Raw genomic sequence first — 16,803 nt, 5'->3', positions numbered from 1 at the left:
GCAAGTAAATCGCGGAAGGCTCGCGCGAAAATGCATCAAACCGTCACAAAGCCCGTCGATTCGACCCGCCGCTGGTGGGTGCTGGCGATCGTCGTCGCCGCGCAATTCATGTTCGGCGTCGACGCCTTCATCGTCAACGTCGCGATCCCGACCATCGCGGCCGACCTGCACGCGAGCCCGGCGCAGATCGAATCCGTCATCGCGATCTACCTGATTTCCTATGCGACGCTGGTCGTCACCGGCGGCCGGCTCGGCGATATCCACGGCACCAAGACGATCTTCCTCGCCGGCGTCCTCGGCTTCACCGCGACGTCGCTGTGGTGCGGTTTGGCGCATTCAGGCCTGGAGCTGATCATCGCGCGGCTGGCGCAGGGCGCGACCGCAGCGCTGATGGTGCCGCAGGTGCTGGCGACCTTGCATCTGCTCTTCACCGACGAGTCGCGCAGCCGCGCCTTCGGCATCTATGGCATCGTGCTCGGGCTTGCGGGCGCTGCCGGCTTCTTGCTCGGCGGTCTGCTGGTCACGCTCGACCTTGCCGGTGCCGGCTGGCGATCGGTCTTCTTCGTCAACGTGCCTTTCGGCCTCGTGATCGCGGCGGCTGCGTGGCAGATCATGCCGACAACGCCGCGCCGAGCGGGCACCAGGCTCGACATCAAGGGCAGCATCGTGCTGTTCGCGGGGTTGCTGTGCCTGATCGGGCCGCTGCTGTTCGGCCACGATGTCGGCTGGGCGCCGTGGCTGTGGGCGGTAACGGGGAGCGGCGGCGCGATCCTGTTCGCATTGGTCAAGCTCGAGCACGTCGTCGCGCATGCCGGCGGCATGCCGCTGATCGATCTGACGCTGCTGGCGGATGCCGCGTTCCTGCGCGGGCTTGGTGCAGCCCTCTTTTTCTTCGCGGCCAATCTCTCGTTCTATCTTGTCGTGACGCTGTTCATGCAGCGCGGCCTGAAGATCGCGCCGCTCGCGGCCGGCCTTACCTTTGTTCCGCTCGCGCTGGCTTTTGTCGTCGGCTCGCGCCACAGCGGCGCGCGGGCAAGGCATCGCGGCACCAGGGTTTTGCTCGAAGGCTGCGCGTTGCAGATTGCGGGCCTCGCCGCGCTCGCGCTTGTCGTGGGCGTGCGCGATGCGCCAACACCGGTCGCGCTCGCACTCATCATGCTCATCTTCGGCTACGGCCAGGGCCTGGTGATGGCGCCGCTGTCAGGCGCGGTGCTCTCGACCGTCAAGCCTGTCGCGGCAGGCTCGGCGTCCGGCATGTACGGCACGACGGCGCAGATCGGAAATGCGGCCGGAGTGGCCGCGATCGGCGCGGTATTTTTCGCAATCGAATCGTTGCAATCAGCGCGCGCAGGATTTCTCGTCTCGCTCGCGCTGTTTGTGACATTAATCATGATGTCAGCCGCATTCCTGACGTGGATGCGCCGCGTATCTGCACGAAGTTGAGGCATTGCGGTTAATACGTGCGGAAATCTGCGGGAATCCGCGCGATTCCTGCGAGGTCGACAGCACGCGGCCTTTTCATTTCGCACTGCAGCAACTATCTGGTCGGGTAAACGTTGAAAGCCGCCCACCAGGAATTTGCCGTGTCGCTAGCCAGAAATGTCGATCTGTTGAGACGTCTGCCAAGATTAGATCGAGGCATGGATGGTCTGCGCCTGCCCGACTTCGGCGCAAGCGCTGATTCGTCCAGTCCGTTGCAGGAGATCACCGGCTTCGGCGACAATCCCGGCGCCTTGCGCATGTTCGCGTTCGTGCCCGCGCAACTGCAGAAGCCGCGCGCGCTCGTCGTCGTGCTGCACGGCTGCGGCCAGACGGCAGCGGCTTACGACCTCGGTGCGGGCTGGTCGACGCTCGCGCGTCACTACGGCTTTGCGCTTGTCATGCCCGAGCAGCAGCGCAGCAACAACGGCAACACCTGCTTCAACTGGTTCAATCCTGATGACACCGCGCGCGACTCTGGCGAAGCGAAGTCGATCCGCGAGATGATCGCGCATATGGTTCAGGCGCATCGCATCGATCCCAGGCGCATCTACATCACCGGCCTTTCCGCCGGCGGCGGCATGACCTCGGTGATGCTCGCGACCTATCCGGAAGTGTTCGCGGCCGGCGCGATCATCGCAGGACTGCCTTACGGCATCGCCTCGAACTTGCGCGAAGCGCTGGACGGCATGTTTCATTCGCCTGCGCGGCCTGAGCGCGAGCTCGGCGACTTCGTGCGGCGGGCCACCGACCATCGCGGGCCCTGGCCGAAAGTGTCGGTGTGGCACGGCAGCGCCGACCGCACCGTCAATCCCGGCAATGCCAACGAGATCGTCAAGCAGTGGCTCGATCTGCACGACCTGCCGCTGACGCCAATGGCCGAGACCAATGTCGACGGCTATCCGCGCCAGGCCTGGTGGAACAGGGACGGCGAGACGCTGGTGGAGTCCTACACCATCACCGGCATGGCCCACGGTACGCCGCTCGGCCTTGCCGACAACGACCAGCGCTACGGCCTCGAAGGCGCCTTCCTGATCGAGGCCGGCATCTCCTCGTCCTACCACATCGCAAAGTTCTTCGGCCTCACCGGCTGGATCCAGGAGGCAAAGAAGAAGGCCGAGGCGAAGCCCGCCGCTCCAGCAAAGGCAGTTCCCGTCCGCCCGCCGGCGCCGCATCTTGCCCGCACGATCCGTGTGAAGGTCGCCGAGGAGAAGGCCGCGCCGAAGCGCGAGCAGGCCAGCCGCTTCGATCTCGGCCAGATCATCACCCGCGCGCTGACGGCGGCGGGATTGATGAAGTAGCGCGTCGCGACCTCACATCTCGCCGGTAATGAACGGATTGGTCATCCGCTCCTGGCCGATGCTCGAGCCGGCGCCGTGGCCGCAGATGAAGCCGACATCGTCGCCGAGCGGCAGCAATTTTGTCTTGATCGAATTGATCAGCGTGGCGTGACTGCCGCCGGGAAGGTCGGTGCGGCCGACCGAGCCGGCGAACAAGACGTCGCCGACATGGGCGAAGCGCAAATCCCCGTTGAAGAACACCACGCTGCCGGGCGAATGGCCGGGGCAGTGCAGGATGTCGAAGCTCAAGGCGCCGATCGAGACGCTGTCGCCCTCGTCGAGCCAGCGGTCCGGCGCGAAATTGCGCACACCGGTCATGCCGAAGCGCGCGCCGCTCTCGACCACGTTGTCGAGCAGGAATTTGTCCGCGACGTGCGGACCCTCGATCGGCACTTTCAGCGCATCGCGCAAGTCGGCGGCGCCGCCGACATGGTCGATATGGCCGTGGGTCAGCCAGATCTTCTCCACGGTCACGCCGGTCTGCTTGATCGCGTCCAGGATCTTCGGCACGTCCCCGCCGGGATCGATCACCACGGCCTTCTTGGAAGGCTCGTCCCAGATGATGGTGCAGTTCTGCTCGAACAGCGTCACGGGGACGATGATCGCGCCGGCCTTCGGCGCTTCAGATCTGGCTGTGGTATCATTTTGCTCGGTCATGGCCGCCACAATGCCGATTTTTGCCATGCCGCCAAGCAAAAGATTCGTGCGAGGGACCGGGGAACAGGTCACACGGCCGTCCCAATTGGCCCGCCAATCTGAACCGGGGCGTTGCTTCCGCGTTCTCCCGCGCAAGGGGCAGTCTTTGGATGGTATTCTCACATGGTACAGGGCGGCGAGATTTGGTGGCGCGACGGCATCTTCTATCAGATCTATCCGCGCTCGTTTCAGGACTCTAACGGTGATGGCGTCGGCGATCTCGCCGGCATCCTGCGGCGCCTGCCCTATGTCAAATCGCTCGGCGTCGATGCGATCTGGCTGTCGCCGATCTTCCCCTCGCCGATGGCAGATTTCGGCTACGACATTTCCGATTATACCGGCATCGATCCCTTGTTCGGCACCATGGCGGATTTCGATGCGCTGCTCGCCGCCGCGCACGAGGCCGGATTGAAGCTGATCCTCGATCTCGTCCCGAACCACACCTCCGACCAGCATCCCTGGTTCATCGAGAGCCGCTCTTCGCGCGACAATCCCAAGCGCGACTGGTACATCTGGCGCGATCCGGCACCGGATGGCGGCGTCCCGAACAACTGGCTGTCCGAATTCGGCGGCAGCGCGTGGCGTCTCGACGAGGCCACCGGCCAATATTACTACCACGCCTTCCTCGCCCAGCAGCCGGACCTCAACTGGCGCAACCCTGACGTCCGCGCGGCAATCTACGACGTGATGCGGTTCTGGCTCGAGAAGGGCGTCGACGGCTTTCGCGTCGACGTGATCTGGCACCTGATCAAGGATGCCGAGTTTCGCGACAACCCGCCAAACCCGCACTATGTCGAGGGCCGGCCGCCGAACGAAAAAATCCTGACGCAATATTCTACCGACCAGCCGGAAGTGCATGACGTGATCGCGCAGATGCGGCGCGTCACCGATGCCTATTCGGCGCGCGTCTTGATCGGCGAAATCTATCTGCCGCTGCACCGCCTGATGGCCTATTACGGCAACGACCTCACCGGCGCGCAGATGCCGTTCAATTTCGCGCTGCTCTCGACCTTCTGGAGCGCGCGCTCGATCGAGAAGATCATCGAGGATTACGAGAAGGCGCTGCCCACAGGCGCCTGGCCGAACTGGGTGCTCGGCAATCACGATCGCCCGCGTGTCGCCAGCCGCGTCGGGCCGGAGCAGGCCCGCATCGCCGCCATGCTGCTGCTGACCCTGCGCGGCACGCCGACGCTGTATTACGGCGACGAGATCGGCATGCACCAGCTCGCGATCGCGCCGGAGGATGTGCGCGATCCCTTCGAGAAGAACGTGCCCGGCATCGGCGTCGGGCGCGACGGCTGCCGTACGCCGATGCAGTGGGATTCATCAAACTTCTCCGGCTTCTCGGACGTGAGGCCATGGCTGCCGCTGCCGGAGGATCACGTCCATGAGAACGTCGTCAATCTCGACGCAGATTCGCGCTCGATCCTGAGCCTGTACAAGCGCCTGATCGCATTGCGGAAGAATTCACCGGCCCTCGTCGCCGGCGACTACCACCCGATCGCCGCGCAAGGCGATCTCCTGGTCTATCGCCGCGAGGCCCAGGGCAGGGCCCTCATCATGGTGCTCAATCTCGGGCCTGAACCGATTGCGGTAACGACGAGCGCGATCAAGTTCGGCAGCGAGATATTGATCTCGACATTCCTGGATCGCGAGGGTGAGCGGCTCGAAGGTGTGCTGGATTTGCGCGGAAATGAGGGGGTCATCGTCGCGCCGCCGTCCTGAGTGCCTGGAGAAAACGCCAGCGTCATTCCCCACTGTCGTCCCGGCGAAGGCCGGGACCCATACGCCGCAGCAATAGTTTTGCGAAGACTCGGAGTTGCCGACCTCGCGTCGCAACTGTTTCCTGTGGTTATGGGTCCCGGCCTTCGCCGGGACGACAGCGGAGGCTGACGCGACGGTGGCGTCCCCACATCACGCCGGATGCTTCTTCCCCTTCGCGTTCCTCTCATCCACCTCACTCCGCTTCAGCAGATAATCCAGCCCGCCGACCCGGTACCAGCGATAGCCATAGGGCTCCAGCACGACGCGGTGCTGGCCGCGCTTGTCGGCGTGGCTGTGGTCCTCCGCGAGAAGGTTGATCAGGTGCGCGCCGGCATCGTCAGGCAGCCCGGCCGAAAACGCGATCTCGCGCGGCTTCTCGTCGAGATTGTGCACGAACAGCGCGGAATTGTTGCGCCAGTCGTAGCGGATGATGAACACGGCGGGATCGCGTGTCGGGATGATCGCGAAGTCGCCCCAGCCGATCTCGGGCACCTCCTTGCGCATGCGGACGATGCGTTCGGTCCAGTTCAGCATCGAATTCGGATCGCGCCGCTGCTTGGCGACGTTGACATGCGGATAGCCGTACGGACCCGTGTCGATCACAGGGGTCGCCGGCCTGTCGCTCTTGGTGAAGCCGCCCTGCGGCTCGGTCGACCATTGCATCGGTGTGCGCGCGCATTGGCGTTCGGGCAGTGAGAGATCGTCGCCCATCGCGATCTCGTCGCCGTAACGGATCACGGGCGTTCCTGGCAGCGTGCACATCAGGCTGTAGGCGAGTTCGAGCCGCCTGCGGTCGCCGCCGAGCATCGGTGCAAGCCGCCGTCTGATCCCACGGTCGTAGAGCTGCATGTCCTTGTCGGGGCCGAAGGCCTTGAACACCGCCTCGCGCTGCGCCTTGGTCAGCCGTCCGAGGTCCAGCTCGTCATGATTGCGCAGGAACAGGCCCCATTGCGCCGAGGCCGGTCGCGGCTTTGTGGCCTTCAGCGCCTTCGCCAGCGGACGCGAGTCGCCCGACGCCAGCGCGTAGAACAGGTGCTGGTTGACATGGAAGTTGAACATCATGTGCATGCGGTCGGCGGCCTTGCCGAAATAATCCATGTCGGTATCAGGCAGCACGTTGGCCTCGGCGAGGATGATGGCGTCGCCCTCGCGCCATTGCAGGAATTCGCGGAAGGTGCGCAGCATGTCGTATTGCTCGACCGGCTTGCTCACCTTCGCGCCCTTGGTCGCGATCACGAAGGGCACGGCGTCCATGCGAAAGCCGGAGACGCCGAGCTGGATCCAGAAGCCCATGATCTTGAGGATCTCCGCCTGCACGTGCGGATTCGACGTGTTGAGGTCCGGCTGGAAATCGTAGAAGCGATGGAAATAATACGCGCCGGCCTCCTTGTCGCGCGTCCAGGTCGATTTCTGCACGCCGGGAAACACCATGCCCTTGTTGGCGCCTGCCGGCTTCTTGTCCGACCAGACATACCAGTCGCGATAGGGTGAATTCCTGTCGCGCCGCGCCTCCTTGAACCAGTGATGCTGGTCCGAGGTGTGGTTGACGACGAGGTCGATGATGATGCGGATGCCGCGCTGCTTGCAGCCATGGGCGAACTCGACGAAATCGCCGAGCGTGCCGTAGCGGGGATCGACGCTGTAATAATCGGCGATGTCGTAGCCGTCGTCGCGGCCCGGCGAAGTCTGGAACGGCATCAGCCAGATCGTGGTGATGCCGAGGCCGTGCAGATAATCGAGCCGGCGTAACAGTCCCTTGAAATCGCCGATGCCGTCGCCGTCAGCATCCATATAGGTGCCGACGGAGAGGCAATAGATGATGGCGTTCTTGTACCAGAGATCGTCGATCATGCGCGCGCAGCCTCGGTGGTCCCGCCGAGGGGTGCGGCGGCTGCGTGATAAGCGATTTGAGCAAGCGTGGTTCCCGCACCCCAGGTGCCGTTCCGGCCCAGCGCGCAATTGCGCGCCAGGCCGGGACGACACTGAGGACGGAATCGGCTACTCTCCCTGCCATGGACCACCCCGCCCGCAACATCGCCCTCGTTCCGCCGCCCGACCGCCGGCAGTCCGAAACCGCGCTCGCGATCGCGCGCGGCACGGCGCGGCTGCTGCGCTCGCTCGGCTTTTCCTGCATCAGCGAATTGCCGTTGCCGTCGGGCCGGCGCGCCGATCTCGTGGCGCTGAACGAGCGCGGCGAGATCTGGATTGTCGAGATCAAGTCGTCGGTCGAGGATCTGCGCGCCGATCAGAAATGGCACGAATACCGCGCCCATTGCGACCGGCTGTTCTTCGCCTTCATGCAGGACCTGCCCTGCGAGATCTTTCCTGAAGATACCGGCCTGATCATCGCCGATGCCTATGGCGCGCACATGCATTGCGAAGCGCCCGAGCACAGAATCGCCGCCGCAACGCGCAAGCAGATGACGGTGCGCTTCGGCATGGCGGCAGCGTTGCGCATCAACCGCCTGGTCGATCCGCAAGGGCATGCGGATTTCTGGGAGTAGGCACAGCACCGTCGCCCGCCGTGGAAAGCGGGGCTTGCAGCGGCAAGACGGGTTACGGTGTGGCGTTGGTCTCTGCGAGGAGCCCTTGCGACGAAGCGATCCAGACTGTCTCCGCAGAGGATTCTGGATTGCTTCGCTACGCTCGCAATGACGATGTGGCGCGATCGAGCGAGAAAATACGGTGCCGTAGGGTGGGCAAAGCGATAGCGTGCCCACCAAACCTAACGATGAAACTCAGAGACAATTCGTGGGCACGGCGCTACGCGCCTTTGCCCACCCTACGGCACCGTTACCGCGGCGCGCGCTTGGCCAAAATGCGCTGCAACGTCCGCCGGTGCATGTTGAGCCGCCGCGCCGTTTCCGAGACGTTGCGGTTGCACATCTCGTAGATGCGCTGGATGTGTTCCCAGCGCACGCGGTCGGCCGACATCGGGTTCGCGGGCGGCTCGGACTTTTCAGCGCTGGTCGAGAGCAGCGCGGCGACGACGTCGTCGGCGTCCGCAGGCTTCGACAGATAATCGATCGCGCCCATCTTCACCGCGGTGACGGCGGTGGCGATGTTGCCGTAGCCGGTCAGCACGATGGCACGGGCTTCGGGACGCTTCTTCTTCAGCGCGGAGACGACGTCGAGACCGTTGCCGTCGCCGAGCCTGAGATCGACCACGGCGAAGGCCGGGGCGGACTTGCCGATTTGCGCAAGACCATCCGAGACTGTGTCACAAGACGTCACCGCAAAGCCGCGTGTCTCCATGGCGCGCGACAGGCGCTCCAGGAACGGCTTGTCGTCCTCCACGATGAGAAGCGAGCGGTCGGTCTGATCGTTCAGTTCGGCGATGGCGTTCAAGGTTTTGTCCTCTCTCCTGCACATCTACATATGGCGTCGCAATCAGGCGGTGTGAAGGCCGCCAATGGTCGATCGGGCCTCATGTGCGACGCAAGGTCGCGGCCTATCCTATTGTTTCCTCTAGGCTCTCGATAGCCTCAAAACGCTGGCGCGGCCACGCAATCTGGACCACCGCGCCGTGTTCCGGAAAGGTCCTGTTGGTAAACGAGACCTTGGCGCCGGTGCGTTCAAGCAACGTGCGGGCGATGAACACGCCAAGTCCGAGGCCGCCGCCGGAATCCTGGGCGCGCCGCCGCGACAGATAGGGTTCGCCGATGCGGTTCATGAGATCGGGCGGAATGCCCGGGCCGTCGTCGGAGATCACGATCTCGATCGTGTCGTTGTTCCACCACGCGTTCACTTCCACCGTCGAGTTGGCGAAGTCGACGGCGTTCTCGATGATGTTGCCGACGCCATAAAGCACCGCTGGATTGCGTGATCCGACCGGCTCGGCTGTTGCGGTTACGGCAATCCGCACCTTGATGGCGACGCCGAAATCGCGATGTGGCGCCACCACCTCCTCGATCAGCTCGGACAGCTTCATGCGGTCGAACGGCGCGCCGGTGGAGGAGAGCTGGGTGATCTTGCCCAGGATGTCGCGGCAACGCTGCGTCTGTTCGCGCAGGGTTTTCAGGTCGGCGGCGAATGCCGGGTCTTTCACCGTCTTCTCCAGCTCGCGCGAGATCAGGAAGATGGTCGCGAGCGGCGTGCCGAGCTCGTGCGCGGCGGCCGCGGCCAATCCGTCGAGCTGGGTTAGATGCTGCTCGCGCGTCAGCACCAGCTCGGTCGCGGCGAGCGCGTCCGCCAGCTTGCGCGCCTCCTCGGTCACCTGAAACGAGTAGAGGCTGGTGACGCCGATCGCGAGCACGATCGAAAGCCAGACGCCGACAAGATAGATCGGCGGCAGCACCACGGGATCTTCGGAGTCCCATGGCAGCGGGAAATGAAAGAAGAACAGGATCGAGGCGCAGGCGACGGCCAGGATGCCGAGGCCAAAGGTCAGCCGTGCCGGCAAGGCGGTGGCCGAAATCAGGACGGGCGCGAGGAACAGAAACGAGAACGGGTTCTGCAATCCGCCGGTGAAGAACAACAGCCCGGCCAGTTCCACGATGTTGAGGGCCAGCAGTCCGGCCGCCTGGATCGGCTCCAGCCGCCGCATCGGATTGACGGCGGTCTGGAGCGCCAGATTGAGCGTGGCCGACAGGCCGATGATGCCGACGCAGGGAACGATCGGGACATCGAACTCGAGCCCCTGCGCCACGATAAAGATTGCAGCTAACTGGCCCAGCACCGCAAGCCAGCGCAGCCGCAGGATGGTGTCCAGGCGGATGTGTCGTTGCGACGGGCGGAAGTCGGAAGCGGCGGTCTCGGTCATTGCAAGTCAATCTAGCGGTGCACGGGTCCGATCACAAACACGCTCCCCCACACATTCGGTCGCAGGCCGTCGCATCTGGCGTGCACGATGAGGCGGCGCTGCGCTCCCTCGCCCGCTTGCGGGAGAGGATTGGGGAGAGGGTGTCTCCGCAAAGGGACAATCCCCAAGAGGAAAGAACCCTCACCCGCCGCGCTCTGCGAGCGCGTCGGCCTCTCCCGCACGCGGGAGAGGCGAAGCAAGCCCGCAGACAATCTCCGTACAATCCATATGCGATCACCCTGCGGTTCATAGGGCGGAAGTCCCCGACATCAAGCCTTGCACTCCCCCGCGCAATGGCGGAAGAACGCCTGCAGCATGACCGAGAATGACAACGCTTCAAGCTGGCCGACTGTCGCGGAGGGCATTTCGTCCGCGGCCATTGAGGTCGATCGTCTCGTCAAGGTCTACAAGCAGACCCGCGCGGTCGATGGCATCTCCTTTTCGCTTCCCCGCGGCAGCATCACCGGGCTGCTCGGCGGCAACGGCGCCGGCAAGACCACCACCATCGCGATGATCATGGGGCTGGTGCTGCCGACCTCCGGCCGTGTCCGTGTGCTCGGCCATCGGATGCCGGAGGAGAGCGCCGAGGTGCTGGGGCGGATGAATTTCGAAAGCCCCTATGTCGACATGCCGATGCGGCTGACGGTGCGGCAGAACCTCACCATCTTCGGCAAGCTCTATGCCGTCAGGCACCTTGCCGACCGCATCGCAAAACTGGCCGACGACCTCGATCTCACCGATTTCATCGACCGCGCCAATGGCAAGCTCTCGGCCGGGCAGAAGACCCGTGTTGCGCTGGCGAAGGCGCTGATCAACCAGCCCGAGCTGCTCTTGCTGGACGAGCCGACCGCCTCGCTCGACCCTGATACGGCCGATTGGGTGCGCAGCCATCTGGAGCGCTACCGCAAGGACAACAACGCCACCATCTTGTTGGCGTCGCACAACATGCTCGAGGTCGAGCGTCTCTGCGACCGCGTCATCATCATGAAGCGGGGTCGCATCGAGGATGACGACACCCCCGACGCCATCATGGCCCGTTACAACCGCACCACGCTGGAAGAGGTGTTCCTGGACGTCGCGCGCGGGCGGGCGAATGGCGCGAAGGAGGAGGCGAGATGAGGGAGCTCCCGTGTCTCAGCCGTCATTCCGGGGCGCGCGAAGCGCGAACCCGGAATCCATTTCCCCGCATGTGCTGCGGGTCGATGGATTCCGGGCTCGATGCTGCGCATCGCCCCGGAATGACGGGTCCTTTCAAGACTGATGAACGTCCATGACCGAGCTCATCCTCCACCACGGCATCTCCCTCCAGCGCATCGGCGCGATGATCCTGCGCTATTGGTATCTGCTGCTGTCGTCCTGGCCGCGACTGCTCGAGCTGTTGTACTGGCCGGCGCTGCAGATCATCACCTGGGGCTTTCTTCAGCTCTACATCGCCCAGAATGCCAATTTCTTTGCGCGCGCCGGCGGCACGCTGATCGGCGCCGTCATCCTCTGGGACATCCTGTTCCGCGGCCAGCTCGGCTTCTCCATCTCCTTCCTGGAGGAGATGTGGGCCCGCAACCTCGGCAACCTCATGATGAGCCCGTTGCGGCCGATCGAGTTCCTGCTCTCGCTGATGGCGATGAGCCTGATCCGGCTCGCGATCGGCGTCATCCCGATGACGCTGCTCGCGATCGCGTTCTTTCATTTCAACGTCTACAGCCTCGGCCTGCCGCTGATCGCCTTCTTCTGCAATCTGATCTTCACCAGCTGGTCGGTTGGCATCTTCGTCTCCGGTCTGGTGCTGCGGAACGGCCTTGGCGCCGAGAGCATCGTCTGGACCTTGATGTTTGGAATCATGCCGCTCGCCTGCATCTATTATCCCGTCAGCGTGCTGCCGGGTTGGCTGCAAACCATCGCCTGGTCGCTGCCACCGACTTACGTCTTCGAGGGGATGCGCGCGCTGCTGATCGAGAACAGCTTCCGGACCGATTTGATGCTGGACGCGTTAGCCATCAATGCGGTGCTTCTGGTGGCTTCATTTGGGGCATTCCTTGCCCTTTTGCGCAGCGCCCGAAAGCATGGCTCGCTGCTCTCGGGCGGCGAATAACGTCACTTTCTCGTGGATTCAGGCTGATTTGGCTGTTCAGGCCACGTAGATGTACGGAACCATGGATTGACGCAATATTGCGCATTCGGCAGTATGCTGCGATGCGAAGAGGATTATAATATGCCTATTGGTGAGTTTGGCGGCGCGCCGCCCCTGGCGGCAGAAGGCAGCCCGGTCCTAACCACGCCGATGTACTGGATGTACGAGATGGCCCACGCCTCTCTCAATCCGGCGCGCGCGGTCACCGACGCAACCAAGCTGCTGTTTCAAAATCCGCTGAATCCCTGGGCGCGCACCGAAGTCGGCAAGTCGGTCGCCGCGGCCTGCGAATTGTTCGAGCGCACCACGCGCCGCTACGGCAAGCCGGAATGGGGCCTCAACGACACCGAGGTCAACGGCATCCGCGTCCCCGTCGAGGTCCGCTCGGTCTGGGAAAAGCCGTTCTGCAACCTGCTTTACTTCGATCGCAAATTCGCCCGCCCGTTGCGCAGCCCGCAGCCGCGCGTGCTGATCGTAGCGCCGATGTCCGGCCACTATGCAACGCTGCTGCGCGGCACGGTCGAGGCCTTCCTGCCGGGGCATGAGGTCTACATCACCGATTGGGCCGATGCGCGCATGGTGCCGCTCAGCGAAGGCCGCTTCGATCTCGACGATTACATCGACTACGTCATCGAGATGCTGCATGTGCTGGGTGGCAACACCCATGTCATGGCGGTGTGCCAGCCGTCCGTGCCCGTCGTGGCCGCGGTCTCGATCATGGAAGCGCGGCGCGATCCCTTCGTGCCGACCTCGATGACGCTGATGGGCGGGCCGATCGATACGCGCCGCAATCCGACCGCCGTGAACAATCTCGCGCAGGAGCGCGGCATCGGCTGGTTCCGCAACCACGTCATCACCAAGGTGCCGTTCCCGCATCCGGGCATGATGCGCGACGTCTATCCGGGCTTCCTCCAGCTCAACGGGTTCATCAGCATGAACCTCGACCGGCACATGGACGCCCATAAGCAGCTCTTCGCTCATCTGGTGAAGGGTGACGGCGACCTCGTCGACAAGCATCGTGAGTTCTATGACGAATATCTCGCGGTGATGGACCTCTCGGCCGAATATTACCTGCAAACGGTCGACACCGTCTTCGTGAAGCACTCGCTGCCGAAGGGCGAGATGACCCATCGTGGAACGCGCGTCGATCCCTCCAAGGTAACGCGCGTTGCGTTGATGACGGTCGAGGGCGAGAACGACGACATCTCGGGTCTCGGCCAGACCGAAGCGACACACGCCTTGTGCAGCTCGATCCCGGATCATCGCCGCGTTCATTACGTCCAGAAGGGCGTCGGACATTACGGCGTGTTCAACGGCTCGCGCTTCAAGTCGGAAATCATGCCGCGCATCCATGATTTCATGGTCTCGGCAGCAAATCCGAGCTCGTTGAAGGCGCTTGCGGCCGAATAATGCTCCTCATGGTGAGTGCGCGGAACGCGCGTCTCGAACGATGAAGGCCCGTATCTCGCCGGCGACTATCCTTCGAGACGCCCGCTGCGCGGGCTCCTCAGGATGAGGACGGAAACAGCTGTTTTTCGGCTTTCCCGCTGAATCTGCGGGCCTGCCGAGGGGCTCCAGGAGGCCCTAGTTCCCGCCAGAATCGAGGTATTTAGGTAGCGATCTAGGAGTGAGTCGGCCCTCACCCCTTGGGGGTGTCGCATGCGTCCAGCGGGGGCGAAAAAAGCGGGTTCCAACCCCAGTCTGTAGGGTCTCCCGGACGCCAGACCCCTGTATATTGGGCAAATGATTTGTTTTTGCGCCGAGCGCTTTCCCTGGCGGCGGTTATGGCAGAATCCGGGCGACCTCCTGCTCCCCGGACTGACAGACATGGCCACACGCGCACTCCTCTATCGGCGGCCCCACGAACCGAAGACCCTCGTCATCACCCATGGATCGCAATTCTTTGCGATTCGGCTGCGCAGGCACCGCCGCGCGCGTCGTTACACGCTTCGAATCCATCCGAGTGATCGTGAAGCCATCCTCACGATGCCGCCGCGCGGCACGCTCGTCGAAGCCAAGGACTTCGCGCAACGTCATGGTGCGTGGATCGCGGCCCGTCTCGGTCGTCTGCCGAAGGCTGCACCGTTCCAGCCTGGCACAGTGATACCGCTCCGCGGCGTTCCTCATCGCATCGTGCATCGCGCAGGCAGCCGCGGCACGGTTTGGCCGGAAATTCGCGACAGCGGAGAACGCATTCTCTGTGTCGCCGGCGGCCTCGACTATGTCGATCGCCGCGTCAGCGACTTCCTCAAGCGCGAGGCGCGCAAGGATCTGCAGCGTTCGGCGGAGATCCATGCCGCCGAGCTCGGCGTCAAGGTGAAGCGGCTCTCGATCCGCGATCAGTCCAGCCGCTGGGGCTCCTGCACCTCGGCCGGCTCGCTGTCATTCTCCTGGCGCCTGATCCTCGCTCCGTCCTATGTGCTGGACTATCTTGCAGCGCACGAAGTGGCCCATCTCGTCGAGATGAACCACTCGGCGAAGTTCTGGCGCGTCTGCGGCAAGATCTGCCCGTCCATGGAGCGCGCCAAGAAGTGGCTCGACACCTGCGGCAACGATCTGCACCGGTACGGGGTCGAGGATTAGGGCGCGCTCGTACCTCATCTGACGCTGTCATCGCCCGCCCTGTGCGCGCTTGCGCACTGGAGCGGGCGATCCAGTATTCCAGAGACGCTTCTTGTTTAGCCGGGAAGCCGAGGCGTACTGGATTGCCCTTTCGCGGGAAATGACAGCGGAGAACGAGGCGAAATCCATGCGACGTGCGCATCCGGTCCCAACGATCCGAAACGCGAACAGCCGGCCAATCGGTGGGATTTGCCGGCCGCCGGGATTTTGCGGATCGTCGTCCGGCCGCTGGCTAGACTAGAAGATCGTGCTGCAGCGGAAGCGCATGCACCTGCTGGAGTTCATGACCGTCGAACGAGACGGGGGCGTGCTCAGTCGTGAGTGCCGGCCTTGCCGAAGGCGACGGCGACAGCAGCGTCGTCAGGTTGTAGCCGTTGCCATCGCTACCGATGGCGTATTCGATGACGTTGTTGCCGCCCAGGAAGAAATGGTAGATCGACGCACCGCTGTTGATGGCGCCATCCGCGGCGTCGGCCGCGTTGGTGACCAGCAGGTCGTTGCCGTTCCGGTATAGCATCAGGGTCGATCCCGCACTGTCCAGCACGTGGATATAATCCGACGTACCGCCGCCAAGGCCGGGCGAATCGGAGGCGCTGAGGTCATCGGCAACGGTGTCGATGCCTGCATCGCTGATCCGGATCTGGTATTCGTCGTTGCCGTCGCCGCCGAGCAGGATATCGGAAACGTTACCGCCGATGACGCGATCATTGCCGGTCCCGCCGTCGATGATGTTCGTAAGCGTGTCGCTTCCCTTGATCTGATCGTCGCCGCCAAAACCGTACATCGCATGCCCGGTATCGCCGGTTCCGTCGAGTGGATGTGTGCTCCAGTCGACGAGATCGTTGCCGCTACTGCCATTCCAGAGTGCCATGTGATCCTCATTTGCGAGTGACCGTGCAGCGGCTGGCACCTGCAAGCGCCCGATCCAAAGTCATATTCGTCCCCAACCACCACAGCGTGTAATATAATTATTAACGCGTTATGAGGGAGTCAACTTAACGCAGCTTATTTAACTGTGCGCTCTTTGATCGCGCAGCCGAGCCAAGGTCATCGCCGTCAATATCGTTCGACGCGTTGAGCAAGGTTAGGGCGAGTTCATGTCGCGCGTCATCGCGAATCCGCTGAACGCGACGAAAGCGCGATGAGATTCGGAACGAATCGTCACGCGCTTCAGGCCTTTGCTTGAACACGATCTTTTCGGAAGCCGATGCGTCAGATCATGCGGTGGAGCTGCTGCCCGGGTCAGGCGCTGATATCTGCGCTTGTCCCGGACTGCGCGCGCGAGGCGAGATAGGATGACTGCAATTGTGCCGCGGCCTTTTGGCCCTCGGCCAGCATCGCCTGAAAGGCGGCGTCGAGTTGCTCGCGGCTATAGGTCGCAGAGCTGCTTTCACGCGGGGCCCATTGTGATTGCGTGATCGCGGTGGACGCTTTTTCAACGGTACCACCGAGCAGCTTGGCGTAGGTGTCGGCTCGCCATTGCGCCAAATCGGGTCCACTCAGACCGGGAGGATCCTCCAGCTTGCCGATCTTTGCGGCCGCCGCGTTGGTCATCGTCGACGAACCGCCATTGTACAGGGTGGCCAGCACCTTGCCGTCGACCTTCACCTGAGCATAGGTATTCTCGGGTGCATCGTCCGAGAGGGCCGTTTGACTGGCGCTCGCGCCGTGGGTCCTCAGCCAGTTCGTCGCCATCAGGTCGCGCAAATCCGGATGATCCGCCACCGATATCTGCTTGGCACCTTGCAGCGGCTTCAATTGAGAGACGCTGATGCCGGGGCTACTGGTCGCAGCATCGGTTGCAGCCGACATCTCCGGATGCAGCTTCGGCGTCGATGTCGCATTGGAACCGGACGTCGATGCAGGACGCAGATAGGGCAACGCACTGGACAGGCCTGAAATCACGGAATTCTCCTTCCCACCAAACCCGAATCTTCGGGGCTCAACCTATAAGAGCAAATCTCGGGCCGCTC

At 63.4% G+C, this 16,803-nt stretch carries 14 protein-coding genes; 8 read left to right on the top strand and 6 right to left on the bottom strand.

Features of this window, described 5'->3' with window-relative positions:
* Positions 1–30: 30 nt before the first annotated feature.
* Both XH80_RS09225 and XH80_RS09220 read left to right on the top strand, forming a co-directional pair.
* Entirely contained in the window at positions 31–1,443 is a 1,413-nt protein-coding gene (locus tag XH80_RS09225; RefSeq protein ID WP_271598324.1) for an MFS transporter, read from the top strand.
* A 140-nt stretch (positions 1,444–1,583) separates the two neighbouring features.
* Positions 1,584–2,780 (top strand): extracellular catalytic domain type 1 short-chain-length polyhydroxyalkanoate depolymerase, encoded by a 1,197-nt coding sequence (locus XH80_RS09220; RefSeq protein WP_271598323.1) that lies wholly within the window; start codon positions 1,584–1,586, stop codon positions 2,778–2,780.
* A 12-nt stretch (positions 2,781–2,792) separates the two neighbouring features.
* Here XH80_RS09220 and XH80_RS09215 read toward each other — a convergent pair whose 3' ends face one another.
* Positions 2,793–3,476, bottom strand: a complete 684-nt coding sequence (locus XH80_RS09215) for an MBL fold metallo-hydrolase (protein WP_271598322.1) — start codon at positions 3,474–3,476, stop codon at positions 2,793–2,795.
* A 162-nt stretch (positions 3,477–3,638) separates the two neighbouring features.
* Here XH80_RS09215 and XH80_RS09210 point away from each other — a divergent pair, with 162 nt between their 5' ends.
* The gene (locus XH80_RS09210; RefSeq protein WP_271598321.1) at positions 3,639–5,240 is read left to right on the top strand and encodes an alpha-amylase family glycosyl hydrolase; all 1,602 of its coding nucleotides are present in this window, start codon (positions 3,639–3,641) and stop codon (positions 5,238–5,240) included.
* Between the two features lie 189 nt (positions 5,241–5,429).
* On the opposite strand, the gene XH80_RS09205 is transcribed toward XH80_RS09210, so the two are convergent.
* The gene (locus XH80_RS09205; protein WP_271598320.1) at positions 5,430–7,130 is read right to left on the bottom strand and encodes an alpha-amylase family protein; all 1,701 of its coding nucleotides are present in this window, start codon (positions 7,128–7,130) and stop codon (positions 5,430–5,432) included.
* A gap of 161 nt (positions 7,131–7,291) precedes the next feature.
* On the opposite strand from XH80_RS09205, the gene XH80_RS09200 reads away from it, so the two are divergent.
* Positions 7,292–7,783, top strand: coding sequence for an MmcB family DNA repair protein (locus XH80_RS09200; RefSeq protein WP_271598319.1), 492 nt, complete (start codon positions 7,292–7,294; stop codon positions 7,781–7,783).
* Between the two features lie 289 nt (positions 7,784–8,072).
* On the opposite strand, the gene XH80_RS09195 is transcribed toward XH80_RS09200, so the two are convergent.
* Positions 8,073–8,627 (bottom strand): ActR/PrrA/RegA family redox response regulator transcription factor, encoded by a 555-nt coding sequence (locus XH80_RS09195; RefSeq protein WP_271598318.1) that lies wholly within the window; start codon positions 8,625–8,627, stop codon positions 8,073–8,075.
* Positions 8,628–8,730: 103 nt separating this feature from the next.
* Complete coding sequence (locus XH80_RS09190; RefSeq protein WP_271598317.1) at positions 8,731–10,041, bottom strand: ActS/PrrB/RegB family redox-sensitive histidine kinase; 1,311 nt, start codon at positions 10,039–10,041, stop codon at positions 8,731–8,733.
* A gap of 354 nt (positions 10,042–10,395) precedes the next feature.
* Here XH80_RS09190 and XH80_RS09185 point away from each other — a divergent pair, with 354 nt between their 5' ends.
* The 4 genes from XH80_RS09185 to XH80_RS09170 all read left to right on the top strand — a co-directional run bounded on the left by XH80_RS09185 (position 10,396) and on the right by XH80_RS09170 (position 14,791).
* On the top strand, positions 10,396–11,199 hold the full coding sequence (locus XH80_RS09185) for an ABC transporter ATP-binding protein (protein WP_271598316.1): 804 nt from the start codon (positions 10,396–10,398) through the stop codon (positions 11,197–11,199).
* A gap of 151 nt (positions 11,200–11,350) precedes the next feature.
* Complete coding sequence (locus XH80_RS09180) at positions 11,351–12,169, top strand: ABC transporter permease (protein WP_271598315.1); 819 nt, start codon at positions 11,351–11,353, stop codon at positions 12,167–12,169.
* 120 nt (positions 12,170–12,289) lie between these two features.
* Positions 12,290–13,618: a polyhydroxyalkanoate depolymerase gene (locus XH80_RS09175; protein WP_271598314.1), complete on the top strand. Its 1,329-nt coding sequence runs from the start codon at positions 12,290–12,292 to the stop codon at positions 13,616–13,618.
* Between the two features lie 333 nt (positions 13,619–13,951).
* Positions 13,952–14,791: a M48 family metallopeptidase gene (locus tag XH80_RS09170; RefSeq protein WP_271598313.1), complete on the top strand. Its 840-nt coding sequence runs from the start codon at positions 13,952–13,954 to the stop codon at positions 14,789–14,791.
* Positions 14,792–15,062: 271 nt separating this feature from the next.
* Here XH80_RS09170 and XH80_RS09165 read toward each other — a convergent pair whose 3' ends face one another.
* Both XH80_RS09165 and XH80_RS09160 read right to left on the bottom strand, forming a co-directional pair.
* Positions 15,063–15,746, bottom strand: a complete 684-nt coding sequence (locus tag XH80_RS09165; protein ID WP_271598312.1) for a hypothetical protein — start codon at positions 15,744–15,746, stop codon at positions 15,063–15,065.
* A 326-nt stretch (positions 15,747–16,072) separates the two neighbouring features.
* A complete protein-coding gene (locus XH80_RS09160) occupies positions 16,073–16,735 on the bottom strand; it encodes a hypothetical protein (RefSeq protein WP_271598311.1) in 663 nt (220 codons plus the stop codon).
* Positions 16,736–16,803: the final 68 nt, after the last annotated feature.

This window comes from Bradyrhizobium sp. CCBAU 45384 (assembly GCF_028128665.1).
GTDB lineage: Bacteria > Pseudomonadota > Alphaproteobacteria > Rhizobiales > Xanthobacteraceae > Bradyrhizobium > Bradyrhizobium manausense.
Note: the sequence above shows the minus strand (reverse complement) of the source record. Positions and strands in the feature narration are given on the sequence as shown.

Coding starts and splice junctions, on each gene's coding strand:
- XH80_RS09170 (WP_271598313.1), top strand. CDS start 13,952: ATGATTTGTTTTTGCGCCGAGCGCTTTCCCTGGCGGCGGTTATGGCAG.
- XH80_RS09225 (WP_271598324.1), top strand. CDS start 31: ATGCATCAAACCGTCACAAAGCCCGTCGATTCGACCCGCCGCTGGTGG.
- XH80_RS09215 (WP_271598322.1), bottom strand. CDS start 3,476: ATGACCGAGCAAAATGATACCACAGCCAGATCTGAAGCGCCGAAGGCC.
- XH80_RS09190 (WP_271598317.1), bottom strand. CDS start 10,041: ATGACCGAGACCGCCGCTTCCGACTTCCGCCCGTCGCAACGACACATC.
- XH80_RS09180 (WP_271598315.1), top strand. CDS start 11,351: ATGACCGAGCTCATCCTCCACCACGGCATCTCCCTCCAGCGCATCGGC.
- XH80_RS09175 (WP_271598314.1), top strand. CDS start 12,290: ATGCCTATTGGTGAGTTTGGCGGCGCGCCGCCCCTGGCGGCAGAAGGC.
- XH80_RS09205 (WP_271598320.1), bottom strand. CDS start 7,130: ATGATCGACGATCTCTGGTACAAGAACGCCATCATCTATTGCCTCTCC.
- XH80_RS09200 (WP_271598319.1), top strand. CDS start 7,292: ATGGACCACCCCGCCCGCAACATCGCCCTCGTTCCGCCGCCCGACCGC.
- XH80_RS09210 (WP_271598321.1), top strand. CDS start 3,639: ATGGTACAGGGCGGCGAGATTTGGTGGCGCGACGGCATCTTCTATCAG.
- XH80_RS09185 (WP_271598316.1), top strand. CDS start 10,396: ATGACCGAGAATGACAACGCTTCAAGCTGGCCGACTGTCGCGGAGGGC.